The organism is Martelella sp. K41-7, from assembly GCF_055808365.1.
In genome coordinates this window covers 242732-260499 of the sequence record NZ_CM147867.1, presented here as the reverse complement: position 1 = coordinate 260499, position 17768 = coordinate 242732, and the positions used below count along the sequence as shown (strand labels likewise).

General features: G+C 59.8%; 17 protein-coding genes, 1 pseudogene and 1 other annotated feature. Of the genes and pseudogenes, 8 read left to right on the top strand and 10 right to left on the bottom strand.

The window, feature by feature from the left end:
* Nucleotides 1–4: 4 nt before the first annotated feature.
* Nucleotides 5–691 (bottom strand): YdcF family protein, encoded by a 687-nt coding sequence (locus AC0L7L_RS01260; RefSeq protein WP_473511342.1) that lies wholly within the window; start codon nt 689–691, stop codon nt 5–7.
* Between the two features lie 144 nt (nt 692–835).
* Nucleotides 836–1717 (bottom strand): cell division protein FtsX, encoded by an 882-nt coding sequence (locus AC0L7L_RS01255; RefSeq protein WP_473513717.1) that lies wholly within the window; start codon nt 1715–1717, stop codon nt 836–838.
* Nucleotides 1718–2041: 324 nt separating this feature from the next.
* Between AC0L7L_RS01255 and AC0L7L_RS01250 the strand changes: the two genes are divergently transcribed.
* A complete protein-coding gene (locus AC0L7L_RS01250) occupies nt 2042–2281 on the top strand; it encodes a hypothetical protein (protein ID WP_473511340.1) in 240 nt (79 codons plus the stop codon).
* A gap of 10 nt (nt 2282–2291) precedes the next feature.
* Here AC0L7L_RS01250 and ftsE read toward each other — a convergent pair whose 3' ends face one another.
* On the bottom strand, nt 2292–2951 hold the full coding sequence (gene ftsE, locus AC0L7L_RS01245; RefSeq protein ID WP_473513715.1) for a cell division ATP-binding protein FtsE: 660 nt from the start codon (nt 2949–2951) through the stop codon (nt 2292–2294).
* Nucleotides 2952–3206: 255 nt separating this feature from the next.
* Here ftsE and hpt point away from each other — a divergent pair, with 255 nt between their 5' ends.
* Entirely contained in the window at nt 3207–3749 is a 543-nt protein-coding gene (gene hpt / locus AC0L7L_RS01240; RefSeq protein WP_473511338.1) for a hypoxanthine phosphoribosyltransferase, read from the top strand.
* Nucleotides 3750–3912: 163 nt separating this feature from the next.
* A complete protein-coding gene (locus AC0L7L_RS01235) occupies nt 3913–4272 on the top strand; it encodes a response regulator (RefSeq protein WP_272209821.1) in 360 nt (119 codons plus the stop codon).
* A 71-nt stretch (nt 4273–4343) separates the two neighbouring features.
* Here AC0L7L_RS01235 and AC0L7L_RS01230 read toward each other — a convergent pair whose 3' ends face one another.
* The 4 genes and pseudogenes from AC0L7L_RS01230 to argH all read right to left on the bottom strand — a co-directional run bounded on the left by AC0L7L_RS01230 (nt 4344) and on the right by argH (nt 10066).
* Entirely contained in the window at nt 4344–6896 is a 2553-nt protein-coding gene (locus AC0L7L_RS01230; RefSeq protein WP_473511336.1) for a TIGR02302 family protein, read from the bottom strand.
* Nucleotides 6897–7030: 134 nt separating this feature from the next.
* On the bottom strand, nt 7031–8293 hold the full coding sequence (gene lysA, locus AC0L7L_RS01225; protein WP_272209820.1) for a diaminopimelate decarboxylase: 1263 nt from the start codon (nt 8291–8293) through the stop codon (nt 7031–7033).
* A 14-nt stretch (nt 8294–8307) separates the two neighbouring features.
* Nucleotides 8308–8580, bottom strand: a complete 273-nt coding sequence (gene lptM, locus AC0L7L_RS01220) for an LPS translocon maturation chaperone LptM (RefSeq protein ID WP_473511332.1) — start codon at nt 8578–8580, stop codon at nt 8308–8310.
* An 89-nt stretch (nt 8581–8669) separates the two neighbouring features.
* A pseudogene (argH, locus tag AC0L7L_RS01215) lies at nt 8670–10066 on the bottom strand (argininosuccinate lyase).
* Nucleotides 10067–10089: 23 nt separating this feature from the next.
* Between argH and tlpA the strand changes: the two are divergent.
* A complete protein-coding gene (tlpA, locus tag AC0L7L_RS01210; RefSeq protein WP_272209818.1) occupies nt 10090–10752 on the top strand; it encodes a thiol:disulfide interchange protein TlpA in 663 nt (220 codons plus the stop codon).
* A 24-nt stretch (nt 10753–10776) separates the two neighbouring features.
* Here tlpA and AC0L7L_RS01205 read toward each other — a convergent pair whose 3' ends face one another.
* The gene (locus AC0L7L_RS01205) at nt 10777–12255 is read right to left on the bottom strand and encodes an inorganic phosphate transporter (protein ID WP_473511330.1); all 1479 of its coding nucleotides are present in this window, start codon (nt 12253–12255) and stop codon (nt 10777–10779) included.
* 49 nt (nt 12256–12304) lie between these two features.
* The gene (locus AC0L7L_RS01200; RefSeq protein ID WP_272209816.1) at nt 12305–12784 is read right to left on the bottom strand and encodes an NUDIX hydrolase; all 480 of its coding nucleotides are present in this window, start codon (nt 12782–12784) and stop codon (nt 12305–12307) included.
* Between the two features lie 138 nt (nt 12785–12922).
* Between AC0L7L_RS01200 and AC0L7L_RS01195 the strand changes: the two genes are divergently transcribed.
* The 4 genes from AC0L7L_RS01195 (at nt 12923) to AC0L7L_RS01180 (ending at nt 17163) form a co-directional block, all read left to right on the top strand.
* Nucleotides 12923–13069 carry a hypothetical protein gene (locus AC0L7L_RS01195; RefSeq protein ID WP_272209815.1) on the top strand — a complete coding sequence of 49 codons (147 nt, stop codon included), beginning with the start codon at nt 12923–12925 and terminating at the stop codon, nt 13067–13069.
* Nucleotides 13070–13265: 196 nt separating this feature from the next.
* Nucleotides 13266–13321, top strand: a sequence feature (sul1 is cis-regulatory element that is thought to sense ions involved in sulfur or methionine metabolism; They are found in Alphaproteobacteria).
* A 73-nt stretch (nt 13322–13394) separates the two neighbouring features.
* Nucleotides 13395–14897 carry a SulP family inorganic anion transporter gene (locus tag AC0L7L_RS01190; RefSeq protein ID WP_272209814.1) on the top strand — a complete coding sequence of 501 codons (1503 nt, stop codon included), beginning with the start codon at nt 13395–13397 and terminating at the stop codon, nt 14895–14897.
* An 11-nt stretch (nt 14898–14908) separates the two neighbouring features.
* Complete coding sequence (locus AC0L7L_RS01185; protein WP_473511327.1) at nt 14909–15763, top strand: universal stress protein; 855 nt, start codon at nt 14909–14911, stop codon at nt 15761–15763.
* A 323-nt stretch (nt 15764–16086) separates the two neighbouring features.
* Nucleotides 16087–17163, top strand: a complete 1077-nt coding sequence (locus AC0L7L_RS01180) for a linear amide C-N hydrolase (protein ID WP_473511325.1) — start codon at nt 16087–16089, stop codon at nt 17161–17163.
* Between the two features lie 146 nt (nt 17164–17309).
* Here the strand turns inward: AC0L7L_RS01180 and AC0L7L_RS01175 are convergent, their stop codons facing one another.
* A complete protein-coding gene (locus AC0L7L_RS01175; protein ID WP_272214027.1) occupies nt 17310–17519 on the bottom strand; it encodes a cold-shock protein in 210 nt (69 codons plus the stop codon).
* Nucleotides 17520–17768 lie beyond the last annotated feature (249 nt).

The following is a 17768-nucleotide window of genomic DNA, read 5'->3' as shown; positions in this document are numbered from 1 at the left end:
ATCCCTACATATCCTGCGCTGCGGGGGCCAGCATCCTGAGCCCGGTCACCGCGCGCACATGCGCCCCGATGAATTTGACATATTCCGAGGCCAGAACCTTCACATAGCGAAGATTGTGATACCAGAGGCCGTCACTCTCCCCCAGCGGAACCGGATAGGCTACAAACACGGTATCCGGATCGATATGCCGCAGTTCGAACAGCCCCCGCGGCATGTGATAGGCGCTTGTGACGACCAGCACGCGCCGATAATTATGCTCCTCGATCCACTTGCGGGTTTCAACGGCATTGCCGTAGGTATCGAGCGCTTCATAGCCAACATCGACACAGCAATCGAACAGCTGGCTGTCACCGCCTGTCAGATTGCGGATGCTCTCCGGGGTTGTCGACGGGTTGACACCGGAGATCAACAGGCGCTCGCCCGCTCCTTCGGCCAGAAGAACCAGCGCCTCATCAATGCGCCGCGCACCGCCCGTCAGAACAACAACCGCATCTGTCTCGTAGAGCGGCGGTGGCCTGGCAGTAAGAATTTTGGTGGAAAACCAAATAAAGCCGCCGCCAAAGGCAATCAATACGGCAAGTCCGGCCACCAGAACGGCGCGCAACACCAATCCTCCACGCGTGGTCTCATGTCCCCGCGCACCATTCCCGTCTCCGCTAGTCTCAGGCGACTTGCGTACTTGCTTCGCCATATTCCTTCCATTTCAGGCTTTTTGCGGCAGAAACATGCACTGGCGACCAACCGAATCAATCCGCCGCTCTCAATACATTACAGACGATATAGCTGAAATTCAGGCGAAGGGGCGACGACGAATAAGTTGCAAAACAGCAAAGATCTACAGGCTGTCGGTGCGTTCGGGATCGGAACGAATGCGATCGATCTCCCGGATCGTGCGGATCACCGTCAGCCGCGCGGTCAGCGTGGTCAGCGCGGCGATGATGGCAATCGTCAGCAGTATGCCGGCATAGGCGTCCCAGCCAATCGAGATCGAACCGAACAAAGCGGTCGCCTGATCGGCGCCGGGAGTTGCCAGAAAACGCGCCTGCCAAAAGCGTGCGATCACGAAAAACAGACAGGCAAGCGCACCGCCAAGAAAGGCCCCTTTCAACGCGACATTAAGAAAGTGATTCTGGAACTGGCGCGCCACGAAGCTGCCTTCCGCACCGACGAAATGCAGAACCTCGACGATATCGCGGCTGCCCGAGAGCGCGCCGCGCGTGGCGAACACTACTGTCAGCACCATGGCCGAGAATACCAGCGCCATGATCGAGGCACCAATCGTGGTCGTCGCATCAGCCATCGAGGAGAGCCGGTTCACCCACGCCCGGTGATCGTCGAGATATGCACCCGGCACAACGCTCTGCAGTGCGTCGGACATTGCCGCAAAATCCGGCGGATTGTTTTCATCAATGGTGACGATCACCAGACGCGGCACCGGGAGCTCGTCGAAATCGAGCCCGGTACCAAGCCAGGGCTCAAGAAGCCTTTCGGTTGCCGCTTCATCCACCACCTGGCCATCAAGCGTGCCGACGAACTGAAGCGCCACATCCCGCGCATTGAGAAGCGCCTGGTTCATATCACGGCCCTCGACGGGCTTGATCTGGATGGTGACTTCCCTGGAAATGCCGCCCTGCCAGCTTGCCGCCGTGGCGCGCACCATGGAAACGGCGCCAAGCGTCAGGCAGGCGAGAAACGCCATGATCGCGATCACTGCCATCAGCGCCCGGGACTGGACATTGGTGGGCGGCACGATCGGCGTCGGCTTACCGCGACTTTGGCCCGCAGGCAGTTTTCGGATGTTGCGTCTTTCAATCGGGGTCGCGTGGTCCGGCCTTGGGGTGAGCCTTTCTCGCTGTCCGGCAGGTTCAGGCAATACTGCCCCTTCGCCGGGAAGCACACCCCTTCTCCCGGCACGGGGCAATGGCGGACGGTCCGCGCCCGGCTCGACCTTTGGCCGCCTTGGCTGCCGTTGTTCTTCGGTCCGCCTGGCCTCCGCCGCCTTGGCTTTTTCAGCCTCGCCCCTCGATCTTTCGGCTGCTGCATGTACAGCCTTTTCCTTTTCGATGCGGTCGGCCCCGGCCTGACGGGCGGCAGCTTCCTGCTGCACCTGACGCTTGCGCGCGGCTTCCGCCTCAAACACGCGGATTTCCTCGCGGCGACGCTCTTCGAGGATACGTTCCTCGAGCAGCCGTTCTTCGCGCGCGCGCGCCGCAGCGCGGCGGCGCTCATCCTCGCGCTGTCGCTGAAGACGCTCTTCCTCAAGACGGGGATCGCGGATTGAACGCGGCGGTCTAGTCATAGATATCGAGCCTTCCTTCCGAAAGGATCATCCGCCTTGCATCATACCGATCCATCAGCGCGATATCATGGGTGGCAATCACCACGGCCGTGCCCAGTCGGTTAAGCTCGACAAGCAGGCTTAAAATGCGCCTCGCCATCGGCGGATCTACATTGCCCGTCGGCTCATCGGCAAGCAGTACTTCCGGCTGGTCGATGAGCGCGCGCGCGATCGCCGCACGCTGTTTTTCACCACCTGAAAGCACCGCCGGACGAACATGCAACCTCTCGCCGAGCCCGACCCATTTCAACAGTTCGATCACATCATTGCGATAGGAGACTTCGTCCTTTCCCCTGACACGCAACGGCAGCGCAACATTCTCGTAGGTCGTCATATGGTCGAGCAGGCGGAAATCCTGAAACACGATGCCGACCCGTCGGCGCAGCATCGGCAGTTCCTTATGCGGGATCACGGCAACATCACGGCCGAACAGGCGGATCAGACCGCGCGTGGGCTGCAGCGCCATCAGCATCAGCCTGAGCAGCGTCGTCTTGCCCGCACCTGACGGACCGGTCAGGAACTGGAAGGAATGCTTCTGGACATCAAACGTCATGTCCCTCAGGACTTCTGGTCCCATTCCATATCGCAGCCCAACATTTTCAAACTGGATCAATGCCATCGTCAGCAGGCAGCCTCGTCTTCTCGATCAGCGCCACTTTTACGCAGTTATGAATAACAGGAGGTGAACGGACCCGCAAAGTTACGTGTAGACAATGGATTATCCACGGCGAAATGCACTGTGGCGCTAGGGCTTTCCGGTGTTGTGATTGCCGCCCGGATGCAAACCCACTACAACCGGACACTCCCGATAGGCAATGAAAGCGACGCCCCGGCAGACCGATGGCGCGCAGACAAGAGGAGCGCGCCCATGCACGTCGTTCGCGGAAAGAACATCGAGGTCCTTTTTTCCTCCGAGGAAATTGCAAAGCGCAATGAAGAACTTGCGCTCGAAATCGCCAAGGGTCCGGCGGAAGATCTGCTCGTCATCGCCATTCTCAAGGGCTCGTTTGTGTTCGCTGCGGATCTGATTCGTGCACTGCACAAGATCGGCCTTGCGCCCGAGGTCGAGTTCATGACGTTGTCGAGCTACGGAACCGGCACGGTCAGTTGTGGCGTCCGTATGGTCAAGGATATCGACAGCGTGGTTGAAGGTCGCGATGTCCTGCTGATCGACGATATTCTCGAATCCGGCCGGACCCTGCGCTTTGCCCGCGACCTGATGCAGGAACGTGGCGCGGCCAATGTCTCGATCGCCGTTCTGCTCGACAAGCAGAACAAACGGGAGGAAGTTCTGGAAGCCGATTACGCCGGATTCCACTGCCCGGACCGCTTTGTGGTCGGCTATGGGATGGATGTTGCCTATGCGTTCCGCGAGCTGCCTTTCGTCGGCGTTATTACCGGTGATGCTTAACCAAGGTTAAATCGCGCTAACAGAGCTTGTTAACTACACAAATCGTCATTTTTCAATCTTTACCTCTCGCTAGGAAAGTTCTGGTGATCTCTACGGCAACAAGGCCCGGAACAACGGGCATGCCGACAGGGTTTTGATAAGACAGAAAGAACTGGACAGCGCCATGGCTAGGATTTTGATCACGGAAGACGAAGCATCTCTGAGGGCGTTCGTTGCACGTGCGCTTCGGCTCGACGGCCACGAAACGGTCGAGGCCTGCGACGGCGCGGAAGGGTTGGAGCGGCTGTCGGAGAGCAATTATGATCTGCTTCTGTCCGATGTGCGCATGCCGATCATGGACGGCATTGCGCTGGCCCATCAGGCTGCAAGCACCCATCCGGGCATGAAAATCCTGCTGATGACCGGCTTTGCCGAACAGCGCGAACGCGCCGATGACCTGATGGAAAAGATCGTTGACGTGGTGCCGAAGCCCTTCGCCCTGCCGGATATCCGCAAGGCCGTAGCCCGCGCACTTGCCGCGTGATCTGCCGAAAGGCTCAGTAACGCTGATTTTCCCATTCAACCGGGCTGGCCCGGCTTCATCAGCTTGCAGGTTCAGTTGCCTGTGCCGGGTTCCAGCAACCGCTCGAGATAGGGCGGTTCAGAGGGAAGCGGGGCCTGCTCGTTCAGCCGCTTGCGGATGGCGTCGAGAATTTCGCGGGCGCGCTCGACGCTAAACTCATCCGGCACCTGAACATTGTCGCCAAAATCGAGTCCATCCATACCCTGATTGCGTCCGAGCGGATCGCGGCCGGTCTGGTTGCCCCAGCCGGCCTGGCCGTTCGGCCCCTGCTGACCCTGTCCCTGGCCTTGCGCCATCATCGAATTCATCATCTGCTGGGCGCCCTGGCGCAGGGCTTCCAGCGCATTGCCCTGCCCCTCTAGCGCGCCGCTTCCCTCGCCTTGGCCAAGTGACTCGGCAGCCCCCTCCATCGCCTCGCCGGCGCGGTCGAAGCCTTCCGCCGGCGGCATGCCGAGTTCGGAGAGCTTCTGCTGCATTTCGCCCAGCTGCTCTGACAGTGCCTGTTGGCGCTCCTGAAGCTGGCGCAGGGCCTCGCGCAATTGCTCTGCCGTCATGTCCTGCGGCGGCCGCTCTGCGCCATCTTCGCCCTGCTGATCGCCGCCCTGACGCGGCGGCGGATCGCCCCACTGCTCCCGGTCGCGCAATTGCTGCTCGAGCTCGAAGGTCTCGTTCATCAGCTGCTGCTGTTCCTGGATCAGTTCACCAAGCCTGTCGACCTGCTCGCGCATCTCCGAGTTTTGCTGCCCGCCCTGCTGGGCCATCGACGATGGCGGCTGGATGTTGTTCATCATCCGCTGCAGCTCCGACAAAAGCTGCTGGGCGGCGGCCCGGTCACCGGACCGGGCAAGGTTTTCAAGCTGATTGAGCATATTGTCGAGATCGCGCTGGCGCAAAGCCTGCTGCTGGCCCTGCTGCATCTTAGAAGGCTGCATGCGCTGGGCCATTTCGGAGAGGTATTCCTGCATCGCCTGGCGCAATTCTTCCATCAGCCGGGCAATCTCGGCATCGGACGCGCCATCCCGCAATGCCTCGCTCAAGGCGTCCTGCGCCTCCCGCAGACGCCGCTCTGCGGCTGTCAACTCGCCGTCTTCAATGCCGGTCGCAATCTCCCACATATAGTCCGCCGTATCGCGATAGGTCTCGTCATCATGGGCCAGCAGCATGCGCGTCTGCGCCGACTTGATCAGCAGGAACTGCGTGAGATCGGGAATGGTCTCTTCAGGCCGCAGCGTGATCGCAGCGCTGTATTGCAGAGCTTCCGGCATCGCGCGGGTGTCCAGCGCAAAGATCTGTCGCTGCTCGGCAACAGAACCGGCGAGCAGATTATAGAACGTTCGCGCGGGCAGTATCATTTCAAGCGGCGCGCTGCGGGCAACATGGCCGGCGGCATCTTCCGCAATCAGCGTGATCGTGACCGGCCTACCGGACAGCGGGTGTTCGGTAAGATTGCGGCTGGTAAAGGCCGAATGGTCCTCGCTCGAGCGCGACGGCATGTTCAGCGGAAACTCCGGCGGTGGATAAAGCGGCTCAGCATGCTCGTCGATGTCGCCCGCCGGCACGATCCTGGCACGTGCAGCGGTCACGCCGTAATCGTCAGAAACGGTATATTCGAGCTCCAGCGCACCATTTGCAGCAGCCCGGGGCTCGCTCTTGAAGGCGATGACCGGCAAGGCATCCGGCACCACGTCGATCATCCATTGCCGGCCGGCGGCCTCCAGCACGCCGCTTTGTCTCAGAGTGAAGGTTGCGCTGCGCGCCAATTCGCTCTCTTCAACGTTGTCGGCGGTCTGCGGCTGACCGTCAGCATCCGGCAGGAATGCAATCGGCGCGTCCGTGCCCTTGCCCGACAGCCGCACTGTCAGCACCGAGCCTTCGGGTATCGCCGCGACATCATCGGCACCGTCGGCCTGGAGATAGACTGGGGCCTTGCGGGTATAGGGCGGCGGTGAAATCCAGGCGTCGAAACGCAGTGCGAGAGTCGCCTCGCCTTCATTGACCGGCGGCCGAAAGGCATCGGCCAATCTGCCGGAGCCTGTCGTGCCCGCATAGAAAAACGCCACAAACAGTAGAAGGGCCGGGATGGCGCGCAGGCCATGCCGGTCAACGGCAGAGAGGTCCGGCCGGGCATAACCGCTGTCGATACGATCGAGTTTTTCGGCCATGCGCCGCTGATGGGCCTGCCACAGCGCCAGCGCCTCCGGCGTTTCGCGCGCGGGTCTGTCGCCGGCAACCGAAATCACCTGATGGGCCAGCGCGTTCTCGCGCTCAAGGCGCCGCTCGGCCTCTGCCCGCGTGGGCAAGCGGAAGCGGCGAAATGGCCACAGCCCGGCAACAAAACCGCCGGCCAGCAGCAGCAGGATCGCAATCCGGAGCGCGAAGGGGACGGCGTGGAACAGGCCAAGCCAGGAAAACGAGAGATAAAGCGCCACGAAACAGGCAGGCCAGAGCAGCCCGGGCAGCAGCCGCTCGGCGAGCAGGTTTAGGCGTGCGATCGCGCGCTTGCGGGCGATGCGCCGGTTCAGCGCCTCGCCTTGCATGCCCCTGTCGGGACGAACAGTTCCGGTGTCTTGCTTTTGAGCGGTCATAGGCCCTGTCTGTCGCGCCCTGAAGGCTGCGGCGTGAGCGTAAACGTTCGAAAAAACATAGCACGGTTTATGACGATAGCGAGGAGGCCGCGCCAATTTTGCAACGATCCGCCTTCAAAACTCCGCGAGCAGGATCACATCCATTCCGGCAACGAATCAAGCCCGATCAGATCCTCATAGCTGCCGCGCGGGCGGATGACATGGTAGCGGTCGCCGTCGACCAGCACTTCCGGCACCAGAAGGCGGGTGTTGTATGTACCGGCCTGCACCGCGCCATAGGCACCGGCCGTCGACACCGCCATGAGATCACCGGGTTGCGGCCGCCCCATCTCGCGCGACAGCGCCAGATAATCGCCGGTCTCGCACACAGGCCCGACAACATCGGCGGTCATCCGCTCGGCTTCTGTCTTCAGCACCACCGGGCGGATTTCATGATGGGCTTCATAAAGCGTCGGACGGATCAGGTCGTTCATCGCACCGTCAACAATCACGAAGCTCCTGGCTTCGGCATCCTTGACGTAAAGCACCTCGGTCACGAAAATTCCGGCATTGCCGGCAATCATCCGGCCCGGTTCAGCGACGATCCGGCAATCGAGCCCGGCCAGTTCCTCGCGGATGATCGCGGCATAGGCCGTCGGTTCCGGCGGTGGGTTATTGTCGAACTGATAGGGGATACCGAGGCCGCCGCCGACATCGACATGATCGATTTCATGGCCCTGCGCCCTGAGTTCCACAACCAGCGTCTTCATCAGCCGGAAAGCATCGCGGAAGGGTGACAACTCGGTGATCTGGCTGCCGATATGCATATCGATCCCGCTGACGCGAATGCCGGGCAGTTCGGCGGCGCGGGCATAGACGGCCTCGGCGCGCGAAAAGGCGATGCCGAACTTGTTTTCCTTCTTGCCGGTCGAGATCTTGGCATGGGTCCTGGCGTCCACATCCGGGTTGATGCGGAAGGAAACCGGCGCTTCAACACCCTTGGCCGCCGCGCGGGCGCTCAGGACCTCGAGTTCAGGCTCGGATTCCACATTGAAACAGTAGATGCCTGTCTCAAGCGCAAAATCGATCTCGCGCACGGTCTTGCCGACGCCGGAGAACACGATCCTCTGCGGGTCTACACCGGCCGCCAACGCGCGGCGCAGCTCGCCTTCCGAAACAACATCCATGCCCGCCCCGAGACCGGCCAACATTCTCAGGATCGCCTGGTTTGAGTTGGCCTTCACGGCATAGCAGACCAGAGCGTCCGTTCCGGCAAAGGCCTCAGCGAACACCTTGTAATGACGAGAAAAGGTGGCCGTGGAATAACAATAGAAGGGCGTACCGACGGCCTCGGCCATCGCCGGAATGGAAACTCCCTCGGCAAAGAGCACACCGTCGCGATATTCAAAATGGTTCACGGAAAAGACCTGGCCTAGTTGATGAGGGAATCGAGAAAGAACGAGCCGGGCTCGCCGTCAATCGCGCTATCCGGTCCGGCATTGACGACATTGTCACCTGACCCGTCAAAAATGACAGGCTTGTCGTTTGGCGCGATCTGGATGGCCGGCGTGTTCGCGTTGCGAGCCTCGCGTTCAGCCTGTTTGGGCGTTGCCGGTGGCACTTCCAGCGGTCCGCGCCGCCCGCAAGAGCTTAGCGCAAGCACGCTTACCAACAATACCGCAACGGCAATCCTGTGTTTTTGCATGGCGTTGTCCACCGCAAGCTTTTTCAAACCAAATCCCTTACCTGATAGCTGATCAGGAGGGGCTTGTGCACCCTCAAACGCACACGAACTCAAACGTGATCGCGCCACCAGGCGATCTGCTTGCGCACTTCGTCAGGCGCTGTTCCGCCGAAGCTCTTGCGGCTGGCAACCGACGCCTCGACCGTAAGCACGTCGAAAATACCCTCGGTGATCGCCGGGTTGATTGCCTGAAGCTCGTCCAGCGTCAGACCGGCGAGGTCGGTGCCCTTTTTTCAGCAAGGGCAACCGCGTGGCCGGTCGCATGATGGGCGTCACGGAAGGGCTGTCCCGCCTCGCGCACCAGCCAGTCGGCAAGATCCGTCGCGGTGGAAAAGCCCGAACCGGCGGCGGCCTTCATTGACGCGGTGTTGACCGTCAGGTCGCCGATCATGCCGGTCATGGCGGCAATGGCGAGTTCTAGGCTTTTCGCAGCGTCGAAGACCTGTTCCTTGTCTTCCTGCATGTCCTTTGAATAGGCGAGCGGCAGGCCCTTCATCACGGTCAGAAGCGCCACCAATGCGCCGTTGACGCGGCCGGTCTTGGCGCGCACCAGTTCTGCGGCATCAGGGTTCTTCTTCTGCGGCATGATCGAGGAGCCGGTCGAAAAACTGTCGGACAGCCGCACGAAATTGAACTGCGGCGTCGACCAGATCACAATTTCCTCGGCAAGCCGCGAAAGATGCGTGCCGCAGATGGCGGCAATCGACAGGAATTCCAGCGCGAAATCGCGGTCTGACACTGTGTCGATGGAGTTGCGCGTCGGCCCGCCCTCAAAACCGAGAGCCGCTGCCGTCATATGGCGGTCAATGGCAAAGCCGGTGCCAGCAAGGGCCGCAGCCCCCAGCGGGCTTTCGTCCAGGTGCTCGATGGCGTGGCGCACCCGCTTGCGGTCGCGCCCGAACATTTCCACATACGCCAGGCAATGATGACCGAAGGTCACCGGCTGGGCGGTCTGCAAATGAGTAAAGCCGGGCATCACCGTTTCGGCATGTTCTTCCGCGCGGGCGAGAAACACGCTGATGAGCCGGGTTAAAGCCGCCTCGGTCTTTGACAGTTCCTTCTTGACCCACAGGCGGAAATCGAGTGCCACCTGATCGTTGCGCGAACGGGCGGTGTGCAGACGCCCCGCCGCAGCCCCGATCAACTCGCGCAGCCGCGATTCGATATTCATGTGAATATCTTCAAGCTGGCGTGAGAAAGTGAAGCTGCCCTCCTCGATCTCACGACGAATTGTTGAAAGCCCTGAAAGAATTGACGCCTTGTCCTCTTCCGAAATGATGCCTTTGGCGGCAAGCATGGTGGCATGCGCGATCGAACCGTCGATGTCCTCGTTATAGAGAGCCTTGTCGAAATCGATGGAGGCATTTATCTCCTCCATGATCGCGTCGGGACCGGAGGCGAAACGCCCGCCCCACATTGTGTTCGAGGTGCTGTTATCGGAAGCCATGACGTGCCTATCTGGAGAGTGACATGACGAAGAAGAGCCGCAAGAGCCCCATCTCCGCCAGACTTGTTCTGGTCGCGCTTGTTGCCGGGCTTATCGCCGGCGCAGTGGCGGTATACGTGAAAAACACGCTGACTGGCAATGGCGCTGGCGAACTGGCGACTGCAGACCAGTGCGAAATGGCTATTGAGACCGCTGCCACCCTGAAACCGCTGGCAAAGGGCGAGGTTGCCGCCTTCATTCCCGCCGAAAAGCCGCGCCCGATCCAAGACCTCGCCTTTCGCAGCGCGGACGGCGAAACCTCGCTTTCCGCTTTCGAGGGCAAGACCGTGCTGTTGAACCTGTGGGCGACATGGTGCGTACCCTGCCGCGAGGAAATGCCTGCGCTCGATAAACTCGAAGCGGAGATGGGCAGCGCCAGCTTCGAGGTCGTTGCCGTCAATATCGATACCGGTTCGGATGAAAAGCCGAAGAAGTTCCTCGACGAGATCGGCATTTCATCCCTCGCCTACTATCGCGACGAGACCATGGGCGTCTTCAACACAATGAAAAAGGACGGCCTCGCCTTCGGCCTGCCCTCCACCATCCTGATCGACGAAAACGGTTGCCTGCTCGGATCGCTCAATGGCCCCGCAGAATGGGCCAGCGATGATGCGAAAGCGCTTATGGGAATCGCACTCGGAAAGTGACTTTTGAGCAACGGCCCCGGAAACTCAAAATCCGATCAGTTGCAGAAGCAGGAAACAGCCGGCTGACAGAAGTGCCGCCGCCGGCACCGTGATCACCCAGGCGGCAATGATGGTCATGAAATGCGAGCGACGCACCAGCTTGCGGCGGGCGCGCTCCTGCCCCGGGATCCGCCGAGCGACGGGCCGCTCCATCTCAATGCGACGGGCGCGCCTCTCCACATACCATTCGCGGAAGAAGCCGACACCAAACACGCCGCCAACGGCAATGTGGGTTGAACTGACGGGCAAGCCGAGCCAGGAGGCGGCGATCACCGTCACGGCTGCGGACAGCGCAACACAATAGGCGCGCATCGGGTTAAGCTTGGTGATCTGGCTGCCGACCATGCCAATCAGCTTCGGTCCGAACAGCACGAGACCGAAGGAAATCCCAAGCGCACCGATCAACATCACCCAGAGCGGGATAACAACCTGGCCAGCAACAGCCGCGGATTTCTGCACATAGGCGATGGCCGCCAGCGGACCCACCGCATTGGCCACGTCATTGGCGCCATGGGCGAAGGAAAGCAGCGCTGCAGAGACCACCAACGGCAGTCGGAACAACGTTTTCAGTGACCGGTTGCGGTTTTCGAGGCCAGCGGACTGGCGCCGGATGAACGGCACCGAAATGAGCCACATCAAAAACCCCGCCGCGACACCAATCACCAGGGCCGTGGGAAAATCGATAGAAACGACTTTCTTCAGCCCCTTCAGCGAGAGATAGACAGCAAAGGCGGCACTCATTACCCCGATCAGCACCGGCACCCAGATCCGCGCGGCCGCGATCTTGTCCTCGACATAGATGACCCGCCACTTGATGAAGGCGAGCATGGCCGCCGCAATAGCCCCACCGAGGAGCGGCGAGATTACCCAGCTTGCCGCGATCGCGCCCATGGTTGGCCAGTTCACCGTTGCCAGCCCTGCCGCCATAATACCCGCGCCCATTACGCCGCCGACCATGGAGTGGGTGGTTGAAACCGGCGCACCGATCCAGGTCGCAACATTGACCCAGACAGAAGCGGCCAACAATGCCGCCATCATCGCGCGCACGAACACGGCCGTGCTGGAGAGCGCCGAAGGGTCGATGATGCCCTTGGAAATCGTCGAGACCACATCGCCGCCGGCGAGCAAAGCACCGGCACTTTCGCAAATGGCGGCAATTGCAATGGCCCCAAGCAGCGAAAGCGCCTTGGCGCCGACGGCGGGGCCCATATTGTTGGCCACGTCATTGGCGCCAATGTTGAGCGCCATATAGGCGCCAAAGGCGGCGGCAACGATAACCGCCAGGCTTTGCGGCTCTCCACCGGTAAAGATTGCCGCCGCAACCACAGTCAGCGTGACGAAAACGAGACTGACACCAACGCCCACCAGAGGGCGGGCGGTGTACATGGTCGCCTCTTCCAGACGCGTTAGACGGTTCAAGTCCTTGTCAAGCGTCTTCCATTGAGACGTGGGATCATCACTCACTTCGAATGTCCTTGAAGTCCAGCGGCCCAACCGGCCTTTTGCACAGAGCTCAGCGGCACCGTGCCTCTTCTATGCGTTTAGGGAAATCCATAAGAATAGACTTGAGCTCCGGCTCATCAACGGCACGCGCTGCTGCTTCCGGGCTCATCCATTCCCGCTTGCGTTCGTCCATCTCCGGAAAACTGTCGAGAAGACGCTCGACCCGCACGGCATAGACATAAACATCGGTCGTCACCGGCAAACCGCCGCTGACAATTTTCTTGTAGCGGTAGCGCCCGATCCGGAGATGATCCGCGTCGGCAGGTGCCACACCGGCCTCTTCCCAGGCCTCCTGCAACGCCGTGCCGGCACCGTCGGTTCCGGACACCGGCCATCCCTTGGGAATGATCCAGCGCTTTGTCGTGCGCGAAGTGATCAGCAAGACTTCAGGACTTCTGTCCACGGTGCGATGGCACAAGGCTGCAATCTGCACATAGGCGGGTCGGCCAAGCAGCGGTGCGAGGTAACTATTCCAGATCCGGGAAAACATTCATAAAACCGTCACAAAGAGGGTACGTGCTCGTTCTCTAGTGAATACCGGCGCTTTTCTCAAGCTGGCAGCAGGCATTCGGTCCAGAAACGTTGAGGTGAACCGCTCAAGCCATGATCCATCGAACCCGGAGAACCTTTGCCCGACCCGATTTTCAGGCATGCCGACCGCGACGGCATTAACCTGACATGGCTGACCGTCATCTTCGCAGCAATCCGCAACGGCTTCGAACGGAGCCAGAGCGAAAGCGACGCCGAGATACTCGGCAGGCCCAGCTGCTGTTGATGTGCAAGGCCTGTCTGAAAACCCGGCCGAACACCTAAATCCCCTTGCCATTCCAATGTTCCACTGGCATGCGATGATGCAGGTGCTGCCGGATATCGGGCTTTGGCGACAATAAACGCCTCCTTTTACGCTACATTTTTGCACCGCAAACCTTGCCCCTGGGCGCCCAAAACCGTATTGACTGTCGTCAATGAACCCCGGACCCGGTGAAAACCCGGGTGGCTCTTCCGGCCGCCAATCCGCCGGACAATTGTTGAAACCTGTTTTCATGACCTTCCCGGCCCGCAGCCCCTGCCGGCCGCAAACAGACTTTCAGGGACCATTGATGAACACCAGACATTTTTCACTCGCCCAGTACAGGCAGGAGTGGTTCGGCAATGTGCGCGCCGACACGCTTTCCGGACTGGTTGTTGCCATGGCGCTCATTCCCGAGGCCATCGCCTTTTCGATCATCGCCGGCGTCGACCCCAAGGTCGGCCTGTTCGCATCATTTTCGATTGCCGTGATCATCGCCTTTGTCGGCGGCAGGCCCGGCATGATTTCGGCTGCAACTGCCGCAACCGCGGTGTTGATGACCCCGCTGGTTGCCGGCCACGGCCTGGAATATCTGTTGGCCGCCACCGTGCTGGCCGGCATCCTTCAGGTGGCTTTCGGGCTGTTGAAGCTCGGTGCGCTGATGCGCTTCGTCTCGCGCTCGGTGATGACCGGCTTCGTCAATGCGCTCGCCATCCTGATCTTCCTGGCGCAATTGCCGGAGCTAACCGATGTGACATGGATGACCTATGTGCTGGTCGCTGCAGCGCTTGCGATCATCTATCTGCTGCCGCGCGTCACCAATGCGGTGCCCTCGCCGCTGGTTGCCATTGTCGTCATCACCGTCTTGACCATCATCTTTCAGTTTGATGTCCGCAATGTCGGCGATATGGGCGAGCTGCCGGACGCCTTCCCGGTCTTCCACCTTCCGATGGTGCCACTCAACCTCGAAACTCTTCTGATCATCCTGCCCTATTCGCTGGCGGTTGCCGTGGTCGGTCTGCTCGAAAGCCTGATGACGGCCCAGCTGATCGACGACCTGACGGACACCAGCTCGAACCGCAATCAGGAATGCGCGGGTCAAGGCATCGCCAACTTCTTCACCGGCTTTATCGGCGGCATGGCCGGCTGCGCCATGATCGGCCAGTCGATGATCAATGTGAAATCGGGCGGACGCGGCAGGCTGTCAACTTTTATGGCCGGCATTGTTCTGTTAATCCTTGTCGTCGTGCTCGATCAGTGGGTACGTCAGATACCGATGCCGGCGCTTGTTGCTGTGATGATCATGGTTTCAATCGGCACGTTCTCGTGGTCATCGATCAAGAACATCAAGGACCACCCGCGCTCATCCTCCATCGTTATGCTGTCGGTGGTCGTTGTCGTGGTCGCCACCCACAATCTGGCGATCGGCGTGCTTGTCGGCGTGCTGCTGTCCGGCATTTTCTTCGCCTGGAAAATCGCACAGCTCTTCGGTGTCCGTTCAGAGCTCTCCGACGATGGAACCGTACGCACCTATCATGTCGAAGGTCAGTTATTCTTCGCCTCGGTGGAGGATTTCAATGCCGCCTTCGACTTCCGTGAAGCACTGGAGAAGGTTGTTATCGATGTCTCCCGCGCCCACATTTGGGATATATCAAGTGTCGGTGCGGTTGATATGGTAGTCATGAAGTTCAGACGTGAGGGTGCCGACGTCGAGCTCGTCGGCCTGAACGAGGCAAGTGCCACGATCGTTGACCGGCTTGCCGTGCACGACAAGCCCGACGCGCTCGAAGAATTCATGAAAGAAGGGCACTAGGGAGATCAACCATGGATAAACTGACTGCCTTTATCGACACCTCGAACTATGCCGAGAGCGTTTGCGACCATGCCGCCTGGATTGCAAGCCAGCTTGGTCTTTCGGTAGAACTCGTCCATGTGCTGGAGCGCAAGCAGGGCAACCATGCCCATGCCGATTTGTCCGGCTCTATCGGGCTCGGCGCGCGCACTGCCCTTCTGGAAGAGCTGGCAGATCTCGACGCGCAGAACGCCAAGCTCGCGCAGAAGCGCGGACGCCTTCTTCTGGAAGGTGCGCTGGAACGGCTAGCCGCCGAGGGCGTCACCGACGTCAAGACCCGTTTGCGCAATGGCGACTTCGTCGAAGCGATCGAGGATGTCAGCGCGGATTCCCGTGTCATCGTCATCGGTAAGCGTGGCGAAGGGGCGGACTTCGCCTCCGGTCATCTCGGCACCAATCTGGAACGTGCCATCAGATCGGCAAAGCAGCCGGTGTTCGTAGCGGCTCGCGCCTTCAAGCCGATCCACAAAGTGCTGATCGCCTATGACGGCGGCCCAAGCGCCGAAAAGGCGGTGGATCGCGTGATCTCCAGCCACATTCTGCAGGAAACCGACGCGACGCTTCTAACCGTATGCAAGGAAAACGAACCGATGGCAGGCAAGGCAGAGGCCGCGCTGAAACGCCTCCATGAAGGCGGGGTCACGGCAAAGCTGGTGGTCCGTCAGGGGCACGCCGAGAAAGTCATTGAGGAGACTGCGGCCGAGACCGGCGCCGATCTTCTGGTGATGGGCGCCTACGGCCATTCACGCATTCGCACGCTTGTCATCGGCTCGACCACGACAGCCGTGCTGCGCGCCTGCAAAATCCCCGTCTTTCTGGTGCGGTAACTCTTTCGCGCGCGCCGGCCAAAACCAGCGCGCGCGAAATGCCTGACTTTTTTGGGAACAAGCGGTTTCTTTCATCGCCTCAAAGCGACATAAGTATTTGACTAGTAAATATATCCTCTGAAAATCCGCATTCCAGACCAACATCCCCTGTCATTTACACCCGCCCGCGCGAGGCATACCCAAAAAGGGTAGCCGCAACAACGCGTGCTGTTTCAACCGCCACGGCGCTTGAACAAGAACGTGAATGCCGTCATCGCGATCGCGAAGAGGCGGCACAGTCACGATTAGGGATGAAGATGCAAAAAACTGCGATTACCAAAGCCATGAGATTCACGGCCGGCGCGCTGGCGTCGGTCATGCTGCTGGCATCCACGGCAGAGGCCTGCACCGGCATCACGCTCACTGCGAAGGACGGCTCGGTTGTTCGCGGACGCACGATGGAATTCGGCATGGAGATGGAATCCGATGTGATTGTCTCGCCGCGTAATTTCAAGCGTGTGGGCGAAACGCCGGATGGCAAGCCGGGCCTAACGTGGAACGCCAAATATGCCAGTGTCGGAACGAACGGCGTGAACTTGCCGGTCATTGTCGACGGGCTCAATGAGAAGGGCCTTTCGGTCGGCATGTTCTATTTCAGCCAATCGGCAGGCTACCAGCCCTATAGTGCCGAGCTGCAGGACAAGACCATCGCTCCGTGGCAGCTTGGCTCCTACATCCTCGATAATTTCGCGACTGTGGAAGAGGCCAGAGCCGCAATTCCAGGCATTACTGTCGCGCCCGTCGTATTCGAACGCTTCAACATGATCTTGCCGGGGCACTACCTCGTGACCGATGCCACAGGTGACAGCATCGTCGTCGAATATGTCGACGGCAAGCTCAACATCCACGATGATCAGATCGGGGTCATGGCCAACAATCCACCCTTCGACTGGCACATGACCAATCTGAAGAACTATGTGAACCTCGACTACGAGAATGTCCCGCCGAAAAAGCTTGGTGATGTGACGATTAGCGGCTTCGGACAAGGTACCGGCCTGCTGGGCGTTCCCGGAGACTTTACCTCGCCTTCCCGCTTCGTGCGCGCCGCCTTGTTCAAAAGTGGCGCCATACAGGGTGCCGAAAGCAAGGACGAAGTCTTCCAGACGTTTCATATCCTGAACAATTTCGACATCCCCAAGGGCGCAATCCGCGAAACCGGTGCCAATGGCGAAGGCCATCAGGACTATACGCAGTGGACGACTGCAAACGACCTCGACAAAAAACGGTTCTACTTCCGCACCTATGACAACAGCAGCATCCGGTTTGTGGATCTCAATTCACAGGATCTGGACGCGACGGAGATCAAGACCATCTCGATGGACGGCTATGAAACCGCCACCGAGGTTGGTGTGGACCAGTAAGCCGATCGCAGAGCGGGTAGGCCCTTCAAGCAAACGCCTGCCCGCCTGTCTTTGCTTTTTCCGCCTCTGCAACGAGCAGCAAAGAAAAACCCTCCGAAGCGATCGCCTCGGAGGGTTTCTCAATTTCAGCCGATGGCTTTCGCCAATCAGGCGGCGCTGAGGTTTTCAGCAGCGCTCTTGCCCGTGCGGCGATCAGCGACAACTTCAAAGTTGACCTTCTGGCCTTCAGCCAGCGTGGTCATGCCGGAGCGCTCAACAGCGGAGATATGGACAAAAACGTCCTTGCTGCCGTCTTCCGGTTCAATGAAGCCGTAGCCTTTGGTGGAGTTGAAAAATTTTACTGTACCGACGCTCATAACGATTTCCTTTCAAATCGTGCGTTCCAAGATCACATGATATCCATCATGCAGCGTTGTTCGATTTTGATAGGAAGACCGTTTCCAGCACTTTCGCGCAGACGTAACTTAGCAAACCAATTCGATAGCATTTGTGATACGCGACAATCATGACCGGAGCAAGACGCTAATTTTTTATTTTTCGGTACGGTTACGAGACATTCCCACGCCCGAAAGCATGCCCTGAATAGAAAAACGCCCCCTGCCCGG

Coding starts and splice junctions, on each gene's coding strand:
- AC0L7L_RS01255 (WP_473513717.1), bottom strand. CDS start 1,717: ATGGCAGTGATCGCGATCATGGCGTTTCTCGCCTGCCTGACGCTTGGC.
- AC0L7L_RS01235 (WP_272209821.1), top strand. CDS start 3,913: ATGGCTAGGATTTTGATCACGGAAGACGAAGCATCTCTGAGGGCGTTC.
- AC0L7L_RS01230 (WP_473511336.1), bottom strand. CDS start 6,896: ATGACCGCTCAAAAGCAAGACACCGGAACTGTTCGTCCCGACAGGGGC.
- AC0L7L_RS01250 (WP_473511340.1), top strand. CDS start 2,042: ATGTACAGCCTTTTCCTTTTCGATGCGGTCGGCCCCGGCCTGACGGGC.
- AC0L7L_RS01200 (WP_272209816.1), bottom strand. CDS start 12,784: ATGTTTTCCCGGATCTGGAATAGTTACCTCGCACCGCTGCTTGGCCGA.
- lptM (WP_473511332.1), bottom strand. CDS start 8,580: ATGCAAAAACACAGGATTGCCGTTGCGGTATTGTTGGTAAGCGTGCTT.
- AC0L7L_RS01190 (WP_272209814.1), top strand. CDS start 13,395: ATGAACACCAGACATTTTTCACTCGCCCAGTACAGGCAGGAGTGGTTC.
- AC0L7L_RS01260 (WP_473511342.1), bottom strand. CDS start 691: ATGGCGAAGCAAGTACGCAAGTCGCCTGAGACTAGCGGAGACGGGAAT.
- AC0L7L_RS01185 (WP_473511327.1), top strand. CDS start 14,909: ATGGATAAACTGACTGCCTTTATCGACACCTCGAACTATGCCGAGAGC.
- AC0L7L_RS01175 (WP_272214027.1), bottom strand. CDS start 17,519: ATGAGCGTCGGTACAGTAAAATTTTTCAACTCCACCAAAGGCTACGGC.
- AC0L7L_RS01180 (WP_473511325.1), top strand. CDS start 16,087: ATGAGATTCACGGCCGGCGCGCTGGCGTCGGTCATGCTGCTGGCATCC.
- hpt (WP_473511338.1), top strand. CDS start 3,207: ATGCACGTCGTTCGCGGAAAGAACATCGAGGTCCTTTTTTCCTCCGAG.
- tlpA (WP_272209818.1), top strand. CDS start 10,090: ATGACGAAGAAGAGCCGCAAGAGCCCCATCTCCGCCAGACTTGTTCTG.